Origin of the sequence: Rossellomorea marisflavi (assembly GCF_009806575.1) — a bacterium.
Lineage (GTDB): Bacteria > Bacillota > Bacilli > Bacillales > Bacillaceae_B > Rossellomorea > Rossellomorea marisflavi_A.
In genome coordinates this window covers 127914-145386 of sequence record NZ_CP047095.1, presented here as the reverse complement: position 1 = coordinate 145386, position 17473 = coordinate 127914, and the positions used below count along the sequence as shown (strand labels likewise).

Sequence of the window (17473 nt, the reverse complement as noted above, 5' to 3'; positions counted from 1 at the left end):
CTCCTCTCAAATTAATTGTTAACCCCGATCTCTCTTTCACGGATGACAGTTTTCATACGAGCGATCCCTTTGCGGACTTGGCTGATACGAGCAGTGTTCTCAAGTTGGCCAGTCGCAAGTTGGAAGCGAAGGTTGAATAGCTCTTCTTTAAGGGTCTTTACTTTTTGTTCAATTTCGGCAGTGGTTAGGTCACGAATTTCATTAGTTTTCATTTGATTCACCACCAATTTCTTCTCGTTTTACAAACTTACATTTGATTGGAAGCTTGTGTGCTGCAAGACGAAGTGCTTCACGAGCAACCTCTTCAGAAACACCAGCGATTTCGAACATGATTTTCCCAGGTTTAACAACTGCTACCCAGCCTTCAGGAGCACCTTTACCGGAACCCATCCGTACTTCTAGAGGTTTTGCAGTGTAAGGCTTATGAGGGAAGATTTTAATCCAAACTTTACCGCCACGTTTCATGTAACGAGTCATAGCGATACGAGCGGATTCGATTTGGCGGTTTGTGATCCATGAAGCTTCAGTAGCTTGAAGACCGTATTCACCGAATGCTACTTCCTGACCGCCTTTTGCGCGACCACGCATTTTACCACGGTGTTCGCGGCGATGTTTAACGCGTTTAGGTAATAACATAATTATTTGCCTCCTTCCTCAGATTTCTTCTTTGTAGGAAGAACTTCTCCACGGTAGATCCATACTTTAACACCAAGTTTACCGTAAGTTGTGTCAGCTTCAGCGTGAGCATAATCGATGTCAGCACGAAGTGTATGAAGTGGAACAGTACCTTCACTGTAGTGTTCAGCACGAGCGATGTCAGCTCCGCCAAGACGGCCAGATACTTGAGTTTTGATTCCTTTAGCGCCAGCACGCATAGCACGTTGGATCGTTTGCTTTTGAGCACGACGGAAAGAAACACGGTTTTCAAGTTGACGAGCGATGTTTTCAGCGACTAGTTTCGCATCAACGTCAGCACGTTTGATTTCAACGATATTGATGTGTACACGTTTAGCAGTAAGCTCGTTAAGTGCTTTACGAAGAGCTTCAACTTCAGTACCACCTTTACCGATAACCATACCTGGTTTAGCCGTATGAATTGTAATGTTGATTCGGTTTGCAGCGCGTTCGATTTCTACTTTAGAAACAGAAGCGTCTACTAAGCGTTTAGCAATATATTCACGGACTTTGATGTCTTCGTGTAATAGATTAGCGTAATCTTTATCTGCGTACCATTTAGATTCCCAATCACGAATTACACCGACACGGAGTCCGACCGGATGTACTTTTTGACCCACAGCTTATCCCTCCTTCTTTTCTGATACTACAAGTGTAATGTGACTTGTACGTTTGTTGATTTGGCTTGCACGACCCATCGCACGAGGACGGAAACGTTTAAGCGTTGGTCCTTCATTTACATAAGCCTCAGTTACTACAAGGCTGTTGATGTCCATGTCATAGTTATGCTCTGCGTTTGCGATAGCAGATTTAAGTACTTTCTCGATTACTGGTGAAGCTGCCTTAGGCGTGTGATTAAGAATCGCAACTGCTTCTCCAACTTGCTTACCTCGGATTAGATCAACGACTAAACGTACTTTACGAGGAGCAATACGTACTGTTCTTGCAACAGCTTTTGCTTGCATTAGGATACCCTCCCCTCAATTTTAGCGTCTTGTTTTCTTATCGTCACTACCGTGACCTTTGTAAGTACGAGATGGCGCGAATTCGCCAAGCTTGTGACCTACCATGTCTTCAGTGACGTATACAGGTACATGTTTACGACCATCGTAAACTGCGATAGTGTGACCGATGAATGCTGGGAAAATCGTTGAACGACGAGACCAAGTTTTAACAACTTGTTTGCCTTCAGTTTCGTTCAATTTTTCGATCTTGTTAATCAAATGATCATCAACAAAAGGTCCTTTTTTTAAGCTACGACCCATGGTTGAACCTCCCTTCGTGATTGGTCTACGGCCCTTTGATCGAACCGTAGTACAATCCCGTTATTTTTTGCGGCTACGCACGATAAATTTATCAGATTTATTGTTTTTCTTACGTGTTTTGTATCCAAGAGTCGGTTTGCCCCAAGGAGACATTGGTGATTTACGTCCGATAGGAGCGCGTCCTTCACCACCACCGTGTGGGTGATCATTAGGGTTCATTACAGAACCACGGACAGTTGGGCGCTTGCCTAACCAGCGTGAACGACCGGCTTTACCGATGTTGATCAATTCGTGTTGTTCATTTCCAACTTGACCTACAGTAGCACGACAAGCAGAAAGGATCATGCGAGTTTCACCAGAGTTCAAACGAACAAGTACGTATTTGCCTTCTTTACCAAGAACTTGTGCAGAAGTACCTGCAGAACGTACAAGCTGACCGCCTTTACCAGGTTTAAGCTCGATGTTGTGTACGATTGTACCAACAGGGATGTTGATAAGTGGAAGTGCGTTACCCACTTTGATATCTGCTTCAGGTCCAGACATTACTTCCATACCTACAACCAAAGTTTTAGGAGCCAGGATGTAACGCTTTTCACCATCAGCGTAGTTGATTAGTGCAATGTTAGCAGAGCGGTTTGGATCGTATTCGATCGTAGCAACGCGTCCAGGTATACCATCTTTTTCACGTTTGAAGTCGATGATACGGTATTGACGCTTGTGACCGCCGCCTTGATGACGAACTGTTAACTTACCTTGGTTGTTACGACCACCCTTTTTGTGCAGGGGCGCTAGAAGTGATTTTTCGGGAGAATCAGTAGTGATCTCTGCGAAATCAGAGCTAGTCATGCCGCGACGACCATTAGAGGTAGGTTTATACTTTTTAATCGCCATGTTTTTTCCCTCCTCTTCTTAATTGAATGAATTATACTTCAAAGAATTCGATTTCGTTGCTTTCAGTTGTAAGTTTAACGACAGCTTTACGACGCTTGTTAGTGTAACCAGCGTGTTTACCCATACGCTTGAACTTACCTTTGTAGTTCATGATGTTGACTTTATCTACTTTCACATCGAAGATTTCTTCGACAGCGTATTTTACTTGAGTTTTAGTCGCTCTAGTATCTACTTCGAAAGTATATTTTTTCTCAGACATAAGATCAGTTGAAGCCTCTGTAATTACGGGGCGCTTAATGATATCACGTGCATCCATTATGCGAGCACCTCCTCTACTTTTTCAACAGCTGATTTAGTCATCACTAGTTTGTCGTGTCCCAATACATCTAGAACGCTGATTCCAGAAGCAGTAACAACTGTTACTCCAGGGATGTTACGAGCTGAAAGTGCTACGTTTTCGTCAAGACCGTCAGTCACTACCAATGTTTTGGAGTTGATTGAAAGACCTTTCAATACGCTTGCAAATTCTTTCGTTTTTGGTGCATCGAAAGACAATGCTTCCAACACTAGGATGTTTTCTTCTACCACTTTAGTAGAAAGAGCAGATTTAATCGCTAAGCGACGAACCTTCTTAGGAAGCTTGTAGCTGTAGCTGCGTGGAACCGGTCCAAATACGGTACCACCACCGCGCCATTGTGGAGAACGGATTGACCCTTGACGAGCACGACCTGTTCCTTTTTGACGCCAAGGCTTACGACCACCGCCACGTACTTCAGAACGATTTTTTACTTTGTGATTACCTTGACGTAAAGAAGCTCTTTGCATCAAGACTGCTTCAAACAATACTTGTTTGTTTGGTTCAATACCAAATACTGATTCGTTAAGTTCGATATCACCAACTTTAGAACCGCTTTGGTTAAATAATGCTACTTTCGGCATTCTTGTTTCCTCCTTTCTTAGAAAGTTCTATTAGTTTGCTTTTACAGCAGATTTTACTTTGATCAATTGTTTCTTAGGTCCAGGTACATTACCTTTCACTAGAAGCAAGTTGCGCTCAGCATCTACTTTTACGATTTCAAGGTTTTGAATCGTGATTTGTTCTCCACCCATACGTCCTGGTAGCAATTTACCTTTGAATACGCGGTTTGGATCAACTGGACCCATTGAACCTGGGCGACGGTGATAACGGCTACCGTGGGACATTGGTCCACGAGATTGGTTATGACGCTTGATCGCACCTTGGAATCCTTTACCTTTTGAAACTCCTGTTACGTCCACTACATCTCCTGCAGCGAAAATATCAACTTTGACTTCCTGACCAACTTCGTACTCTTCTACGTTTACACCGCGGATTTCACGGATGAAGCGCTTAGGAGCAGTTTCAGCTTTAGCAACGTGGCCCTTTTCCGGCTTGTTAGAAAGCTTTTCACGTTTGTCTTCAAAACCTACTTGGATCGCTTCATAGCCATCAACTTCGATAGATTTCTTTTGAAGAACAACGTTTTGAGCTGCCTCGATTACCGTTACAGGGATAAGATCACCGTTCTCAGCGAAAACTTGAGTCATACCGATCTTTCTTCCTAAGATTCCTTTGGTCATTAGTCACACCTCCTGTGATTATGTGTTTTATGTTTTAAAGTTTGATTTCGATATCTACACCAGACGGTAAGTCCAAACGCATAAGCGCATCAACTGTTTGTGGTGTTGGGTTTACAATGTCGATTAAGCGTTTGTGTGTACGCATTTCGAATTGCTCACGAGAGTCCTTGTATTTGTGCACAGCACGAAGAATTGTGTAAATAGACTTCTCTGTTGGAAGTGGGATCGGTCCAGAAACCGCCGCACCAGAACGTTTTGCTGTTTCAACAATCTTCTCAGCTGATTGATCAAGAATCCTGTGATCATAAGCCTTCAAACGGATACGAATCTTTTGTTTTGCCATTATTTTCCCTCCTTTTTCGCCTATTTTTGAATAGACATTCTCCACAGAAATTTCCCACACACTCGCCATGGCAAAGCGGCCGGGTGTGTCAGCAACCTTCTGTTTCATCGCAGTCAAAGACCAACATTGTCTATTATAACTAAAATACCCACGGAACGCAAGGGTTTCTTGCAACTTCTATAGGTTTTGCACACTTTCTCTATTATACAAACGATTCCTGATGTTTTCAAGTGCGCACGATATTTTCACAATATTTAAAGACCGATCTGTATATTGCTTTATTGATTCGATGAGTGAATCGTATGTCGTTCACCCTTCTTTTTCACCATTGAGCTTTAATATAGAAGAAACGCTCATGGTGTATGAGTGTTTCGTTTCAAGACAAACAAAAAAAGCCAGATGGATCAAGTCCATCTGGCTTTGGGTAAATCAATTATTTTTGGATTGAAGCTACAACGCCAGCTCCAACTGTACGTCCACCCTCACGGATAGAGAACTTAGTACCTTCTTCGATCGCGATTGGCGCGATTAGCTCAACAGTCATTTCGATGTTGTCGCCAGGCATAACCATTTCTACGCCTTCAGGAAGATTACAGATACCAGTTACGTCAGTTGTACGGAAGTAGAACTGTGGGCGGTAGTTAGAGAAGAATGGAGTGTGACGTCCACCCTCTTCTTTTGAAAGAACATAAACTTCAGCTTTGAAGTTAGTGTGTGGAGTGATTGTACCTGGTTTAGCAAGTACTTGTCCACGTTGGATGTCTTCACGTGCTACACCACGAAGAAGGGCACCGATGTTGTCACCAGCTTCAGCATAGTCAAGAAGCTTACGGAACATTTCAACACCTGTTACAGTAGTCTTTTTGTTCTCTTCAGCAATACCGATGATTTCAACTTCGTCACCGACTTTAACTTGTCCACGCTCAACACGTCCAGTAGCAACTGTACCACGACCAGTGATTGAGAATACGTCCTCAACTGGCATCATGAATGGTTTTTCAGTGTCACGCTCTGGAGTTGGGATGTAAGAATCTACAGCTTCCATAAGTTCGAAGATTTTAGCTTCCCACTCAGCATCTCCTTCAAGAGCTTTAAGAGCAGAACCTTTGATTACTGGAATGTCATCACCAGGGAAGTCATACTCAGAAAGAAGGTCACGAACTTCCATTTCAACTAGTTCAAGAAGTTCTTCGTCATCTACCATGTCACATTTGTTCATGAATACAACAAGGTAAGGTACACCTACTTGACGAGAAAGAAGGATGTGCTCACGAGTTTGTGGCATTGGGCCGTCAGCAGCAGATACTACTAGGATCCCACCATCCATTTGAGCAGCACCAGTGATCATGTTTTTAACGTAGTCAGCATGTCCTGGGCAGTCAACGTGTGCATAGTGACGAGTATCAGTTTCGTACTCAACGTGTGCTGTAGAGATTGTGATTCCACGCTCTCTTTCTTCTGGAGCACCATCGATTTGGTCATAAGCCATTGCAGTTCCACGACCATACTTCTTGTGAAGAGTAGTTGTGATTGCAGCAGTTAGAGTTGTTTTACCATGGTCAACGTGACCGATTGTACCGATATTCGCATGTTGCTTGGAACGATCAAATTTTTCCTTACCCATTTGAAAATCCTCCTTTAATTTGAAAGAAAATTAGTTTATTCATTTAGTCCAGAAGTGGATTACTCCACTCCCGGGACAAGTAAAGCTTACAATTGTATTTATACTTTATTGAAAAGAATAAATCAATTATTCGCCTTTATTTTTTTTGATGATCTCTTCAGAGATTGACTTCGGTACTTCTTCGTAGTGGTCGAAGTGCATGGAGTATGTTCCGCGCCCTTGTGTATTAGAACGTAGGGACGTTGCATAACCAAACATTTCTGATAGAGGTACGAACGCTTTAACGACTTGAGCGTTACCGCGTGCTTCCATACCTTCTACGCGTCCACGACGGGAAGTAACGTCACCCATGATATCTCCAAGGTATTCCTCAGGGATAACAACCTCTACCTTCATCATTGGCTCAAGGATGACCGGCTTACATTTAGAAGCAGCATTCTTAAGGGCCATTGAAGCAGCGATTTTGAACGCCATTTCAGAGGAGTCAACGTCATGGTATGAACCGTCGAATAGTTTCGCTTTAACATCAACCAATGGGAATCCGGCAAGTACTCCGTTTTCAAGAGCGTCTTCAAGACCAGCTTGAACTGCAGGGATGTATTCACGTGGAACAACACCACCGACGATTCCGTTCTCGAATTCGAATCCTTTACCTTCTTCGTTAGGTGCAAACTCGATCCAAACGTGTCCGAATTGACCGCGTCCACCAGATTGACGTGCGAACTTACCTTCAACGCGCGCTGTATCGCGGAACGTTTCACGGTAAGATACTTGAGGAGCACCTACGTTTGCTTCTACTTTGAACTCGCGACGCATACGGTCAACGATGATGTCCAAGTGAAGCTCACCCATACCGGCGATGATAACTTGTCCAGTTTCCTGGTCAGTATGCGCACGGAATGTCGGATCTTCCTCTTGTAGTTTTTGAAGTGCAGTAGTCATCTTATCTTGGTCAGCCTTTGACTTAGGCTCAACAGATAGGGAGATAACTGGCTCTGGGAATACCATGGACTCGAGGATAACAAGGCTCTTCTCGTCACATAGTGTATCACCAGTACTAGTATCTTTAAGACCAACTGCAGCTGCGATATCCCCAGCATATACTTTAGAAATTTCTTCACGGCTGTTAGCGTGCATTTGAAGGATACGTCCTACACGCTCACGCTTGCCTTTAGAAGAATTTCGTACGTATGAACCTGACTCAAGGACACCAGAGTAAACACGGAAGAAAGTAAGCTTACCAACATAAGGGTCAGTTGCTACTTTGAACGCTAGTGCTGAGAATGGTGCTTCGTCGCTTGATGGACGAGTCACTTCTTCTTCAGTATCTGGAACGAAACCTTTGATGTCAGCTACATCAGTAGGAGCTGGAAGGTAATCGATAACGGCGTCAATCAACAATTGAACACCTTTGTTTTTGAAGGCAGATCCGCAGACAACCGGATAGAATTCAACAGTTAGCGTAGCGTTACGGATCGCTGTTTTCAATTCTTCGTTTGTCAGTTCTTCACCTTCAAGGTATTTCATCATGAGCTCTTCATCAAGTTCAGATACAGCTTCAATCAACTTGCCGCGGTATTCTTCTGCTTGATCTTTGTACTCATCAGGAATTTCACGGTCTTCAGCGCGTGTACCAAGATCATCTTCGTAGTAGTAAGCTTTCATTTCCACCAGGTCGATGATTCCTTCGAAGTCATCCTCAGCACCGATAGGAAGCTGGATAGGATGAGCATTTGCACCAAGACGATCGTGAAGTGTTCCTACAGAGTAAAGGAAGTCAGCACCGATTTTGTCCATCTTGTTGACGAATACTACACGAGGAACCCCGTAAGTAGTAGCCTGGCGCCAAACTGTCTCAGTTTGAGGCTCAACACCAGATTGAGCATCAAGTACTGCTACAGCACCATCAAGTACACGAAGTGAACGCTCAACTTCAACAGTGAAGTCTACGTGTCCCGGTGTATCGATGATGTTGATACGATGGCCTTTCCATTGAGCTGTTGTCGCAGCAGATGTGATCGTGATTCCACGCTCTTGCTCCTGCTCCATCCAGTCCATTTGAGAAGCACCTTCGTGAGTTTCTCCAATTTTATGGATACGACCAGTATAAAATAGGATACGCTCAGTAGCAGTTGTTTTACCGGCATCGATGTGAGCCATGATACCGATATTACGAGTGTTTTCTAAGGAGAACTCTCTTGCCATGTGGTCTTTCTCCTTCCTAATATAAGAATTAATGTGTTGGTCGGATTACCAGCGATAGTGAGCAAACGCTTTGTTCGCTTCAGCCATCTTATGTGTATCTTCACGCTTCTTAACAGAAGCACCAGTGTTGTTAGCTGCATCAAGGATTTCGTTAGCTAGGCGCTCTTCCATCGTTTTCTCACCGCGAGAACGGGAATAGTTAACTAACCAGCGAAGTCCAAGAGTCGTACGACGCTCCGGACGAACCTCAACAGGAACTTGGTAGTTTGAACCACCTACACGACGAGCTTTTACTTCCAATACCGGCATGATATTTTTCAAAGCTGCATCGAATACTTCCATTGCATCTTTACCGCTGCGTTCTGCGATTAGATCAAACGCTGCGTATAGTTTCTTTTGTGCTTTACCGCGCTTACCGTCGATCATGATTTTGTTGATCAGACGAGTAACCAATTTAGAATTGTAAATCGGATCAGGTAAAACGTCTCTTTTTGCTACAGGGCCTTTACGTGGCATGGGATTTCCTCCTTTCAACGAGAAATGAATATGGTAGTTTTATTATTTTTTAGCTTTAGGGCGCTTAGTTCCGTATTTAGAACGTCCTTGCATACGACCGTCAACACCAGCTGTATCAAGAGCACCACGTACGATGTGATAACGTACCCCTGGTAAATCTTTTACACGTCCTCCACGGATAAGCACGACACTGTGCTCTTGAAGGTTGTGTCCGATACCAGGAATGTAAGCAGTAACCTCGATTCCGTTAGTCAAGCGAACACGTGCATATTTACGCAATGCGGAGTTCGGTTTTTTCGGAGTCATTGTACCAACACGAGTACATACACCACGTTTTTGTGGAGAAGACAAGTTAGTGTGCACTTTTTTGAAGCTATTGTAGCCTTTGTTAAGTGCAGGTGACTTTGATTTTGTTGATTTAGACTGACGAGGTTTGCGAACTAATTGGTTAATAGTAGGCATTATGTTTTCCTCCCTTCTTAATTGGTAAGCCCACACATCCAGGTGGATCATTTTTGGGTAAAAGTAAAGCCTTTGCAGAGCATCTCTACAAAAACTATTTTACTGTTTTATCGCAACAGCTGCCGCCCCGACATCTATCCCGCACGATTTACCGAGTTTCTTCATCGAATCAACTTTGGTAAAGGGTACGTTCAGATCGATTGCGGTCTGCAAAACGTTCGCGGTCACTTTCGGATCAGCATCTTCCGCTATGACTACTTCGGTTACCTGACCGGCTTTCAGAGCTTTCACTGCTTGCTTTGTTCCTACAATAACATCTTTCGCCTGCGATACTTTTTCATAAGACATATCATATCCTCCAAAGTACAGGTTATTAATAGGAGCAACCTTGAATATATTATCATCTTCATATTCTAATGTCAACATCAGAACAAAAAGATTTATAAAAGCCGACTCCCGGACGATCGGTCCAGGAGTCAGCTCCAAATCTATTAGTCGACAGTGACCGTCTCTTCAGAGATTTCTTCAGATAGGACCTGTTCGGCTCTGCGGTAACGTTGCATACCTGTTCCGGCTGGAACCAACTTACCGATGATGACATTTTCCTTCAATCCAAGGAGCTCGTCGCGCTTACCTTTGATTGCGGCGTCTGTCAACACGCGGGTTGTTTCCTGGAACGAAGCTGCTGACAAGAAGGAATCCGTTTCAAGGGATGCCTTCGTGATCCCAAGAAGGACAGGGCGTCCGGTTGCAGGTGTATTGCCGTTAAGCAACGCACTTTCGTTCGCATCCCTGAACTGATGGATATCCATGAGTGTACCAGGGAGTACTTCCGTTTCACCGGCATCGATGACGCGTACTTTACGGAGCATTTGACGTACCATGACTTCAACGTGCTTATCTCCGATTTCAACCCCTTGCATACGGTAAACTTTCTGTACCTCGCGCAATAGGTATTCTTGTACGGCACCGACATCGCGTACTTTGAGAAGTTCCTTCGGATCGATGGAACCTTCCGTGATTTCTTGACCGCGCAGTACCCGGTCGTTCACTGCGAATTTCAGGCGGGCCGTGTAAGGAGCCGTGTAGTTCCTTGACTCGACATCACCTTGTACAGTGATTTCGTATTGACGATCTTTTCCTTCTGTGATGGAAGTGATGACACCATCCATTTCGGAAATGACCGCTTGACCTTTCGGGTTACGTGCTTCGAAGATTTCCTGGATACGTGGAAGACCTTGTGTGATATCGTCTCCCGCAACCCCACCGGTATGGAACGTACGCATTGTAAGCTGCGTTCCTGGTTCCCCGATTGATTGAGCGGCGATGATACCGACTGCTTCCCCGACTTCCACTTTTTGACCGGTTGCAAGGTTCGTACCGTAACATTTTTCACATACACCGTGACGGGTGTTACATGTGAAGGCAGAACGGATGGACACATGCTCGATACCTGCATCAACAATGGTTTTAGCCAGATCTTCGGTGATCAATTGATTTTCGTTCACAAGGATTTCATCTGTCTCAGGGTGACGGAGTGTCTTACGTGAGTAACGACCGAGCAGACGTTCTTCAAGAGGTTCGATGATCTCTGTACCCTCTTTGATGGATCCGACAAGGAGTCCTCTGTCTGTTCCACAGTCTTCTTCACGTACGATGACATCTTGTGCCACGTCAACCAGACGACGGGTCAGGTAACCTGAGTCGGCTGTTTTCAGGGCTGTATCGGCAAGACCTTTACGGGCACCGTGAGTGGAGATGAAGTATTCAAGTACCGTCAGACCTTCACGGAAACTTGATTTGATCGGCAATTCGATGATACGTCCAGCCGGGTTGGCCATGAGTCCGCGCATACCGGCAAGCTGAGTGAAGTTAGATGCGTTACCACGGGCACCGGAGTCACTCATCATGAAGATCGGGTTGCGTTTATCCAACGTAGCCATCAATTTACCTTGGATCGTATCTTTAGCGGCACTCCAGATGGAGATGACGCGATCATATCTTTCCTCTTCGGTAATGAGACCACGTTTGAATTGCTTCAAGACGTTATCTACTTTACCTTGAGCTTCAATCAGGATTTCCTCTTTTTCAGCGAGTACGACGATATCGGCGATACCGACCGTGATACCTGCTTTGGTAGAGAATTTGAACCCTAGGTCCTTCATCTTATCAAGCATGCGTGACGTTTCGGTGATGGCAAACTTCTTGAATACTTCAGCGATGATGTTCCCAAGGAATCCTTTTTTGAATGGATTGATCAATTCGCGCTCTTTGAACAGTGCTTTTACATCCGTTCCTGGGTTAACGAAGTATTTCTCCGGTGTTGCCACCTCGAGGTTCGTCTTCGTCGGTTCATTGATGAACGGGAATGTATCAGGCAGGATTTCGTTGAAGATCACCTTACCGACCGTTGTGACGAGCAGCTGTTTATTTTGTTGATCTGTGAACGTTTGGTTGTTGAGAGTTCCGGCATGGATCGCGATACGTGTATGAAGATGGGCAAAACCGTTTTGGTATGCAAGCAATACTTCATTGGCATCGTTGAAGATCATACCTTCACCTACAGCATCTTCACGCTCCAGGGTTAGATAATAGTTACCTAGTACCATATCCTGTGATGGTGTAACGACTGGCTTACCATCTTTCGGGTTCAGGATGTTCTGGGCAGCAAGCATGAGCATGCGTGCTTCTGCTTGTGCTTCAGAAGATAGTGGTACGTGGACCGCCATTTGGTCACCATCGAAGTCGGCGTTGTACGCAGTACATACGAGTGGGTGAAGACGGATCGCTCTACCTTCGACAAGAGTCGGTTCGAACGCTTGGATACCGAGTCGGTGAAGGGTCGGTGCACGATTCAGAAGGACCGGATGCTCCTTGATGACGCCTTCGAGTACATCCCATACTTCAGGTTGCACGCGTTCGATCTTGCGTTTCGCACTCTTGATGTTGTGAGCAAGGCCACGCTCGACGAGTTCTTTCATGACGAAAGGCTTGAAGAGCTCAAGAGCCATCTCTTTCGGAAGACCACATTGGTACATTTTCAAGTTAGGACCTACGACGATTACGGAACGGCCAGAGTAGTCAACACGCTTACCAAGAAGGTTTTGACGGAAACGTCCTTGCTTCCCTTTCAACATGTGAGAGAGGGATTTCAATGGACGGTTACCTGGTCCTGTTACCGGACGGCCGCGGCGTCCGTTGTCGATCAATGCATCAACAGCTTCTTGAAGCATACGCTTTTCGTTTTGAACGATGATGCTTGGAGCACCAAGATCCAACAAGCGCTTCAGACGGTTGTTACGGTTGATGACACGACGGTATAGATCATTGAGGTCAGATGTCGCAAAACGTCCACCGTCAAGCTGTACCATCGGACGAAGTTCCGGAGGGATGACAGGAAGGACATCAAGGATCATCCAGTCTGGATCATTCCCGGAGCTTCTGAAGGATTCAACCACTTCAAGGCGTTTGATCGCACGTGTGCGTCGTTGACCTTGTGCAGTCTTCAATTCTTCTTTAAGGAAATCGGCTTCTTTATCAAGATCGATATCCTGAAGAAGTTTCTTGATTGCTTCAGCTCCCATGGCAGCATGGAATTTCACACCGTATTTCTCACGGTATGCACGGTACTCTTTTTCAGAAAGCAATTGCTTCTTCTCAAGAGCCGTATCTCCCGGTTCTGTTACAACATAGGATGCGAAGTAGATCACTTCTTCCAAAGCCCTTGGAGACATGTCGAGGACAAGACCCATACGGCTTGGGATTCCTTTGAAGTACCAGATGTGTGATACAGGGGCAGCAAGTTCTATGTGACCCATGCGCTCACGGCGCACTTTCGCTTTTGTGACTTCGACACCACAGCGGTCACATACTACACCTTTATAGCGGACGCGCTTGTATTTACCACAGTGACATTCCCAGTCCTTCGTAGGACCGAAGATACGCTCGCAGAACAAGCCGTCTTTTTCTGGTTTTAATGTACGATAGTTGATCGTTTCAGGTTTTTTAACCTCCCCGAAAGACCACGAACGGATCTTATCGGGGGAAGCTAAACCAATCTTCATATATTCGAAATTATTCACATCTAGCAAGGGGCCTACCTCCCTTTTAATCTACAGGCTCTAACCCTTATTGCTCAAAATTTATTCTTTGGACCCTACTGTCTCGGACTGTTGTTCATTGGAGATGTTGAGTGTATCGGCTTGCTGACCGTCCTCTTCATCTTCAAGATCGCGCATTTCGATTTCTTCTTCTGTACTTGAAAGGATTTTGACATCCATACCCAGACTCTGAAGCTCTTTGATCAATACCTTGAATGATTCTGGAACTCCCGGTTCAGGGACATTTTCACCTTTGACGATGGCTTCGTATGTTTTCACACGACCGACCACGTCATCCGATTTAACGGTAAGGATTTCTTGTAGCGTGTATGCAGCACCGTAAGCTTCAAGTGCCCATACCTCCATCTCACCGAAACGTTGCCCACCGAATTGTGCTTTACCACCAAGTGGCTGCTGGGTAACAAGTGAGTAAGGACCAGTTGAACGGGCATGCAGTTTATCGTCGACCATGTGAGCCAGTTTGATCATGTACATGATCCCGACTGATACACGGTTATCGAACGGTTCACCTGTGCGGCCGTCGTAGAGGACCGTCTTGGCATCGCGTGCCATTCCGGCTTCTTCGATTGTAGCCCACACATCTTCCTCGCGCGCTCCATCGAATACTGGAGAAGCGACGTGGATGCCCAGGTATCTCGCTGCCATACCAAGGTGAAGCTCAAGCACCTGTCCGATATTCATACGTGATGGTACCCCTAGAGGGTTAAGCATGATATCGATCGGAGTTCCGTCAGGCAAGAACGGCATATCTTCTTCCGGAAGGATCCGGGAGATAACCCCTTTGTTACCGTGACGACCGGCCATTTTATCCCCTTCAGAAATCTTACGTTTCTGAACGATGTAAACGCGGACCAGCTGGTTCACTCCTGGTGGCAGTTCATCTCCATCTTCACGGTTGAAGACTTTCACGTCAAGGATGATACCGCCGCCGCCGTGTGGTACACGGAGGGATGTATCACGGACTTCACGTGCCTTCTCACCGAAGATGGCATGTAGAAGACGTTCTTCTGCTGTAAGCTCGGTCACACCTTTAGGCGTTACCTTACCGACCAGTAGATCACCGTCTTTTACTTCTGCACCGATGCGGATGATTCCGCGCTCGTCAAGGTTGCGCAGTGCATCTTCCCCGACGTTCGGAATATCGCGGGTGATTTCTTCAGGTCCCAATTTCGTATCACGGGACTCTGATTCATATTCCTCGATATGAATGGATGTATAGACATCGTCTTTCACAAGACGTTCGCTCATGATGATGGCATCTTCATAGTTGTAACCATCCCAAGTCATGAAGCCGACCATAACATTTCGTCCAAGGGCCAATTCACCCTTCTCCATGGAAGGTCCGTCAGCTAGGATCTCTCCTTTGACTACGCGGTCCCCTTCAGAGACGATCGGACGTTGGTTATAACAAGTTCCTTGGTTGGAACGGATGAATTTTTGCATGCGGTACTTATCGAGGTCACCTTGTACTTCTTGACCGTCAATTTCTTTCACGCGGCGAACCCAAACCTGTTTCGCTTCGACCTTCTCTACGATCCCTTCATGCTTACAGATCACGGCAGCACCTGAGTCTTTGGCAGATACGTGTTCCATACCTGTTCCGACGATCGGTGATTCCGGATTCATAAGAGGTACCGCTTGACGCTGCATGTTCGCTCCCATCAGGGCACGGTTGGAGTCATCGTTCTCAAGGAACGGGATACATGCTGTCGCAGCTGAAACAACCTGTTTCGGAGATACGTCCATGTAGTCTAGACGCTCACGCTTGATGACCGTATTCTCACCGCGGAAACGGGAGATGACTTCTTCATCAAGGAAAGATCCGTCTTCGTCAAGGCGCGCATTGGCCTGTGCGACTACATAGTTATCTTCCTCATCGGCAGTCAAGTAATCGATGCGATCGGTCACTTTGCCTGTTTCAGGGTCGACACGACGGTAAGGTGTTTCGATAAAGCCGAACTTATTCACTTTCGCAAAGGATGAAAGTGAGTTGATCAGTCCGATATTCGGACCCTCCGGCGTTTCGATCGGACACATACGCCCGTAGTGGGAATAGTGAACGTCACGTACTTCAAAGCCTGCACGTTCACGGGTCAAACCACCAGGCCCGAGGGCAGATAGACGACGTTTGTGCGTCAATTCACCAAGCGGGTTCGTTTGGTCCATGAACTGGGAAAGCTGAGAGCTACCGAAGAACTCTTTAATGGATGCAATAACAGGACGGATATTGATCAGCTGTTGAGGCGTGATCGTATTCGTATCCTGGATGGACATCCTTTCGCGAACCACACGCTCCATACGGGAAAGACCGATACGGAATTGGTTCTGAAGCAATTCACCTACTGAACGGAGACGACGGTTACCGAGGTGATCGATATCATCCGTCAATCCTACTCCGTGAAGAAGGTTGAAGAAATACGAGATGGAAGAAATGATATCTGCCGGCGTGATGTATTTGATCTCTTCTTCTACGTAAGCGTTGCTCGTAACAGTGATTTCATGCTCACCTTCATCGTTCGGGGAATAAATCTTCACCGATTGAAGAAGGATATCATCATCAAGTACACCGCCGTTTTGCTGGTACGTCTTGAAACCGATGCCTTCTTCAAGATAAGGAATGATCTTATCGAGGGCACGGCGGTCAAGGACTGTTCCTTTTTCAGCCAGGATTTCACCTGTTTCCGGGTCTGCAAGAGTCTCGGCCAGGGTCTGGTTGAATAGACGGTTTTTGATATGAAGCTTTTTGTTCATTTTATAGCGTCCAACGTTCGCTAAGTCATAGCGCTTAGGATCGAAGAAACGTGAAACGAGAAGGCTTTTCGCATTCTCTACCGTTGGCGGCTCTCCAGGACGGAGGCGCTCATAGATTTCGAGCAATGCTTTATCGATGCCTTCTGTATTGTCTTTTTCAAGCGTGTTGCGGATGTACTCATTGTCACCGATCAGATCGATGATTTCTTGATCAGAGCCAAACCCAAGGGCACGTAAAAGAACCGTTACCGGCAGTTTGCGAGTTCTGTCAATTCGCACATATACTACATCTTTCGCATCTGTCTCATACTCAAGCCAAGCTCCGCGGTTTGGTATAACGGTAGCAGTGAACCCTTTCTTCCCGTTCTTATCTACTTTTTCGCTGAAGTAGACACTTGGAGAACGGACGAGCTGAGAAACGATAACACGTTCCGCACCATTGATGACGAAAGTTCCTGTGTCTGTCATCAGTGGGAAATCACCCATAAATACGTCTTGATCCTTTACTTCTCCAGTTTCCTTATTAACAAGACGGACTTTCACCCTTAACGGAGCAGAGTATGTTACATCCCTCTCCTTTGATTCTTCCACCGAGTACTTTGGATCTCCAAGGCTGTAATCAATGAATTCCAAAGAAAGATTACCAGTAAAGTCCTCAATCGGAGAAATGTCGCGGAACATCTCTCTTAACCCCTCATCAAGAAACCATTGATACGAGGAAGTCTGAATTTCGATTAGATTCGGTAATTCTAAAACTTCACTGATACGCGCAAAACTTCTGCGTTGGCGGTGTCGTCCATACTGAACTAGTTGACCTGTCAACTGATTCACCCCTCAAATCAAGCGTTTTGGTTGTTCTATATGCCTTTGTGCAGTCATGCAAGTCTACATAAGACAAAAAGAAAAAGGGTTTTAATGATAAAACCTCATTTTCATATGACGAACTATTATTTTATAATCTTTTCCAAATTATGCTCTATGTATACATATAGGCATAATACCGGAAAATAATATTTTTGCA

At 45.4% G+C, this 17473-nt stretch carries 17 protein-coding genes; all 17 read right to left on the bottom strand.

Annotated features, from left to right (window positions below):
- Window positions 1-11: 11 nt before the first annotated feature.
- Window positions 12-212 (bottom strand): 50S ribosomal protein L29, encoded by a 201-nt coding sequence (gene rpmC / locus D5E69_RS00775; RefSeq protein ID WP_048007616.1) that lies wholly within the window; start codon window positions 210-212, stop codon window positions 12-14.
- A complete protein-coding gene (gene rplP / locus D5E69_RS00770; protein ID WP_048007615.1) occupies window positions 202-636 on the bottom strand; it encodes a 50S ribosomal protein L16 in 435 nt (144 codons plus the stop codon). Before rplP ends, rpmC begins: the two co-directional genes overlap by 11 nt.
- 2 nt (window positions 637-638) lie before the next feature.
- Complete coding sequence (gene rpsC / locus D5E69_RS00765; RefSeq protein WP_048007614.1) at window positions 639-1295, bottom strand: 30S ribosomal protein S3; 657 nt, start codon at window positions 1293-1295, stop codon at window positions 639-641.
- Between the two features lie 3 nt (window positions 1296-1298).
- Window positions 1299-1640 (bottom strand): 50S ribosomal protein L22, encoded by a 342-nt coding sequence (gene rplV / locus D5E69_RS00760; protein WP_048007613.1) that lies wholly within the window; start codon window positions 1638-1640, stop codon window positions 1299-1301.
- Between the two features lie 21 nt (window positions 1641-1661).
- Window positions 1662-1940 (bottom strand): 30S ribosomal protein S19, encoded by a 279-nt coding sequence (gene rpsS, locus D5E69_RS00755; RefSeq protein ID WP_048007612.1) that lies wholly within the window; start codon window positions 1938-1940, stop codon window positions 1662-1664.
- A 60-nt stretch (window positions 1941-2000) separates the two neighbouring features.
- A complete protein-coding gene (rplB, locus tag D5E69_RS00750) occupies window positions 2001-2831 on the bottom strand; it encodes a 50S ribosomal protein L2 (protein WP_048007611.1) in 831 nt (276 codons plus the stop codon).
- A gap of 31 nt (window positions 2832-2862) precedes the next feature.
- Window positions 2863-3147, bottom strand: a complete 285-nt coding sequence (gene rplW / locus D5E69_RS00745; protein WP_048007610.1) for a 50S ribosomal protein L23 — start codon at window positions 3145-3147, stop codon at window positions 2863-2865.
- On the bottom strand, window positions 3147-3770 hold the full coding sequence (rplD, locus tag D5E69_RS00740) for a 50S ribosomal protein L4 (RefSeq protein WP_048007609.1): 624 nt from the start codon (window positions 3768-3770) through the stop codon (window positions 3147-3149). Before rplD ends, rplW begins: the two co-directional genes overlap by 1 nt.
- A 30-nt stretch (window positions 3771-3800) precedes the next feature.
- Window positions 3801-4430 (bottom strand): 50S ribosomal protein L3, encoded by a 630-nt coding sequence (gene rplC, locus D5E69_RS00735; protein ID WP_048007608.1) that lies wholly within the window; start codon window positions 4428-4430, stop codon window positions 3801-3803.
- A gap of 34 nt (window positions 4431-4464) precedes the next feature.
- Window positions 4465-4773 (bottom strand): 30S ribosomal protein S10, encoded by a 309-nt coding sequence (gene rpsJ / locus D5E69_RS00730; protein WP_034676072.1) that lies wholly within the window; start codon window positions 4771-4773, stop codon window positions 4465-4467.
- Between the two features lie 433 nt (window positions 4774-5206).
- The gene (gene tuf / locus D5E69_RS00725) at window positions 5207-6397 is read right to left on the bottom strand and encodes an elongation factor Tu (RefSeq protein ID WP_048007607.1); all 1191 of its coding nucleotides are present in this window, start codon (window positions 6395-6397) and stop codon (window positions 5207-5209) included.
- 126 nt (window positions 6398-6523) lie between these two features.
- Window positions 6524-8602 (bottom strand): elongation factor G, encoded by a 2079-nt coding sequence (gene fusA, locus D5E69_RS00720; RefSeq protein ID WP_048007606.1) that lies wholly within the window; start codon window positions 8600-8602, stop codon window positions 6524-6526.
- A gap of 45 nt (window positions 8603-8647) precedes the next feature.
- Complete coding sequence (rpsG, locus tag D5E69_RS00715; RefSeq protein ID WP_048007605.1) at window positions 8648-9118, bottom strand: 30S ribosomal protein S7; 471 nt, start codon at window positions 9116-9118, stop codon at window positions 8648-8650.
- Between the two features lie 42 nt (window positions 9119-9160).
- Window positions 9161-9580 carry a 30S ribosomal protein S12 gene (gene rpsL, locus D5E69_RS00710; RefSeq protein ID WP_048007604.1) on the bottom strand — a complete coding sequence of 140 codons (420 nt, stop codon included), beginning with the start codon at window positions 9578-9580 and terminating at the stop codon, window positions 9161-9163.
- A 99-nt stretch (window positions 9581-9679) separates the two neighbouring features.
- Window positions 9680-9928 (bottom strand): 50S ribosomal protein L7ae-like protein, encoded by a 249-nt coding sequence (locus D5E69_RS00705; protein WP_048007647.1) that lies wholly within the window; start codon window positions 9926-9928, stop codon window positions 9680-9682.
- A gap of 143 nt (window positions 9929-10071) precedes the next feature.
- Entirely contained in the window at window positions 10072-13671 is a 3600-nt protein-coding gene (gene rpoC / locus D5E69_RS00700) for a DNA-directed RNA polymerase subunit beta' (protein ID WP_048007603.1), read from the bottom strand.
- A 51-nt stretch (window positions 13672-13722) separates the two neighbouring features.
- On the bottom strand, window positions 13723-17274 hold the full coding sequence (rpoB, locus tag D5E69_RS00695; RefSeq protein ID WP_048007602.1) for a DNA-directed RNA polymerase subunit beta: 3552 nt from the start codon (window positions 17272-17274) through the stop codon (window positions 13723-13725).
- Window positions 17275-17473 lie beyond the last annotated feature (199 nt).